The following is a 3,634-nucleotide window of genomic DNA, read 5'->3' as shown; positions in this document are numbered from 1 at the left end:
ATCCTCAAATCCTGGAAATCCTGATTCAGACAAATACAACTTTAAACACCAAACAAACCATCTAAAAATTACCATCCCGTAAATCCTCAAATCCTGGAAATCCTGATTCAGACAAATACAACTTTAAACACCAAACAAACCATCTAAAAATTACCATCCCGTAAATCCTCAAATCCTGGTTATCCTGATTCAGACAAATACAACTTTAAACACCAAACAAACCATCTAAAAATTACCATCCCGTAAATCCTCAAATCCTGGTTATCCTGATTCAGACAAATACAACTTTAAACACCAACAGAAAATCTATAAATAACATCCCGTACATCCTCAAATCCTGGTTATCCTGATTCAGACAAATACAACTTTAAACACCAAACAAACCATCTAAAAATTACCACCCCGTACATCCTCAAATCCTGGTTATCCTGATTCAGACAAATACAACTTTAAACACCAAACAAACCATCTAAAAATTACCATCCTGAAAATCCTCAAATCCTGGTTATCCTGATTCAGACAAAATCAAAAATCCTGATTTATCAAAATTTCACAAAATATGATATAATAAATAACCGAAATCCATGAGGATAAAAAAATGTACGATATATACGATACCGATAAACGCAAATTATTATCAGCCTTATCTCACGGAGCAATTTTTTTTAGTACAACTATTGTATCTGTGGGTTTACCCATTGCTTTATTAATTATCTCTGATGACCCAGTTGTTAAAGACAACGCCAAAGAATCTATCAACTTCCATTTCAATGTTTGGTTTTATGGCGCAATTTTAGGAGCTTTATTTTTTCTCCTTGGTTGGTTAGTGTTACCATTGATAATATTACTACCACTCGCAGGTTTAGGATATGTGATACATTGGGGATTAACAATTTTTGCTATCATCAAAGTTTTTGGTAATCCTGATACACCCTTCCGTTATCCATTCATCTTTCGAGTTTTTTAATCATCATTTTCATTAGGTCTTTATTTCATGATAAGTAATCAGCTATCAGTAATCAGCTAAAAGCAAGGATTCAGAAATTATAACTTCGAGAATGTTATTTGTATCTGTTTCTTTTTATTCTTTGTATTTCCATCTTTCAGATACATATATTTTATTCTGACTTCTGACTTCTGACTCCTGCACGGGCGAAGTAGGGGCGAAGCATTCGGAAAATAACCTGTGATCAAAATTGATAATTTATCGCCCGAATGCTGATGCTTCCAACACGCTTCGCGAACGCCCTTACGACTCCTGACTTGAAAATTATTTTTCCCAATTCCTTCCCGGAAAGTGTCAACAAAGCTGTAAAATACAAAATTGCCCCACAGCTTCATCAACAGTAGGGCAAAGACAGTTAAGCACTGTTTCTAGTTTGGCTGAAAGTCACAAGTTAAAGCACTGCTTTTGTGACGCTTTTTTTGATGTCCATTGAGTTTTTTTGATATAAAATCTATGTTCCCCACCCATCGCCCTCGTCGTTTACGTACCCATCCCCAACTACGTCGCATGGTACGTGAAACCGTTTTAACAACCAATGATTTAATATATCCTTTGTTTGCTGTTCCCGGTGAAGGTATTGCTAATGAAGTAAAATCTATGCCAGGAGTTTATCAGCTTTCCATAGATAAAATTGTTGAGGAAGCAAAGGAAGTTTATGATTTAGGTATTCCCGCTATTATCTTATTTGGAATACCTGAAGATAAAGATGTTGATGCTACGGGGGCATGGCATGATTGTGGTATTGTCCAAAAAGCAACCACCGCAGTTAAAGCAGCAGTTCCTGATTTAATTGTTATCAATGACACTTGTTTATGTGAATATACAAATCATGGACATTGTGGTTATTTAACAACTGGTGATTTAACTGGTAGAGTGTTAAATGATCCGACTTTGGAATTATTGAAGAAAACCGCAGTTTCTCAAGCTCAAGCTGGTGCAGATATTATCGCACCTTCAGGGATGATGGATGGTTTTGTGCAAGCTATTCGCGCAGGTTTGGATGAAGCGGGTTTTCAAGATATCCCTATCATGTCCTATGCTGCTAAATATGCCTCTGCTTATTATGGACCATTCCGGGATGCCGCAGACTCCACACCGCAGTTTGGCGATCGCCGCACTTACCAAATGGACCCCGGTAACTCCCGTGAAGCGATCAAAGAAATTGAGTTGGATATTGCCGAAGGTGCTGATATGCTGATGGTAAAACCAGCTTTGGCATATATGGACATTATCTGGCAAGTGAAGCAAGCAAGTAATTTACCTGTGGCTGCTTATAATGTTTCTGGTGAGTATGCGATGGTCAAAGCTGCTGCTTTGAATGGTTGGATTGATGAGCAGCGTGTGGTGATGGAAACTTTGACTGGGTTTAAACGGGCTGGTGCTGATTTGATTTTAACTTATCACGCTAAAGATGCGGCTCGGTGGTTGTAATAGGTTAAATTAGTCTCACGCAAAGGCGCAAAGACGCAAAGAGTATTTTGAGTGTGTTTGTGTTTGAGCGTGAGATTTTGGCTATTAATAAAAGTGCCGCCGACTGCAACGGGCGATAAGGTCAAAATTATAATAATTCAGATAACCCAAGTTGCTAGTTATATTGTTTAGGTTGGCATGAGCGTAGTCGAAACTCGGTAGTTGAGCGTAGTCGAAACTGAGCGTAGTCGAAACTCGATAACCACCTGATTCTGACAATTATTTATAAATTGAGGATGTATCGACTGATAATTTCTTTTAGTTCTTGAGGTGCTTCACTAGCTATTGCTGCTCCCAAGTCAGGACGAATAACCCACCACCAAAGTAAAGTTTCTAAATGGGTTGGTGGGTCATTATCGGGACACCATTCAATATATCCTTCATTTACACCAATGAGATTGGGGAAAATATCATTAGCTATAGCAACACGCTGATCTAATTTGTTAAATTGTACAATATCTTGCCAATTAACTTCATTTCTGGTTTCTTCTGTCACTTATACTACAATTAAAAATTCAATCTTATTTTAACAGGACTGACACAAAAAACCTATTAAACTCTTATTCCTCTGTGTTCTCTGCGGTTCGTTATTCCATACATGATGCGTAATTTTTATCAATTAACAAGCTTATCCGCTTACAGAAACAGCCATTAAATATTCAATTTCTTGAAAAACGCTTTTTATTGTCTGTACAGCATTATGGGATAATGCAAACTTAATCGTGTTAACCAGTCCCCACCAAGCTTGTAAAGTGCCTTTATTAGTAGATTGACGTAACTGTAAAGTATAAAATTCTTTCCAAGAGTTGGGTGCTTTATAGGTTTTGAGTTTGCGCCAACGTCTGCGCCAAGTGAGAATATCCTTATCTGTGGGCGGTTCTGCTTCTAAAATCGGTGGTAAGTCGGCATAACTCACAAATCTGACTAAATGTTCAGAAACTACCAGGATGACGTGCGGCCAACAGCGAATCTTTCTGATTTGCTCTACGGGTATTTTCAATAATAGGGCGATCGCTTCTTTGGTGACAAACTTAAATAGGGTTTGCTGAATAAACCTAAAACCTTGATATATCAAAGGTTAGAGGCTGATAAACACAGAAATTAGTGCAAGGGTTTTGAAGGGTATACCGGAAAAAGTGTGCATTTTTGGGGATTTCA

The 3,634-nt window shown here is 37.7% G+C and carries 4 protein-coding genes; 2 read left to right on the top strand and 2 right to left on the bottom strand.

Translation table 11 applies throughout. From position 1 onward, the window contains the following. The first annotated feature begins 607 nt into the window (after window positions 1-607). Both FFR48_RS26265 and hemB read left to right on the top strand, forming a co-directional pair. Window positions 608-967 carry a DUF4870 domain-containing protein gene (locus FFR48_RS26265; protein WP_137669385.1) on the top strand — a complete coding sequence of 120 codons (360 nt, stop codon included), beginning with the start codon at window positions 608-610 and terminating at the stop codon, window positions 965-967. A gap of 492 nt (window positions 968-1,459) precedes the next feature. Beyond that, the gene (gene hemB, locus FFR48_RS26260; protein ID WP_137669384.1) at window positions 1,460-2,437 is read left to right on the top strand and encodes a porphobilinogen synthase; all 978 of its coding nucleotides are present in this window, start codon (window positions 1,460-1,462) and stop codon (window positions 2,435-2,437) included. A gap of 262 nt (window positions 2,438-2,699) precedes the next feature. Here hemB and FFR48_RS26255 read toward each other — a convergent pair whose 3' ends face one another. Continuing rightward, complete coding sequence (locus tag FFR48_RS26255; RefSeq protein WP_137669383.1) at window positions 2,700-2,972, bottom strand: hypothetical protein; 273 nt, start codon at window positions 2,970-2,972, stop codon at window positions 2,700-2,702. Between the two features lie 132 nt (window positions 2,973-3,104). After that, a complete protein-coding gene (locus FFR48_RS26250; RefSeq protein ID WP_137669382.1) occupies window positions 3,105-3,551 on the bottom strand; it encodes a hypothetical protein in 447 nt (148 codons plus the stop codon). Window positions 3,552-3,634 lie beyond the last annotated feature (83 nt).

Source organism: Sphaerospermopsis reniformis (genome assembly GCF_005402885.1).
Lineage (GTDB): Bacteria > Cyanobacteriota > Cyanobacteriia > Cyanobacteriales > Nostocaceae > Sphaerospermopsis > Sphaerospermopsis kisseleviana.
This window is presented reverse-complemented; position numbering and strand designations above follow the sequence as displayed.

Bases quoted from the DNA above. Each gene is read 5' to 3' on its own strand.
- hemB (WP_137669384.1), top strand. From the start codon at position 1,460: ATGTTCCCCACCCATCGCCCTCGTCGTTTACGTACCCATCCCCAACTA.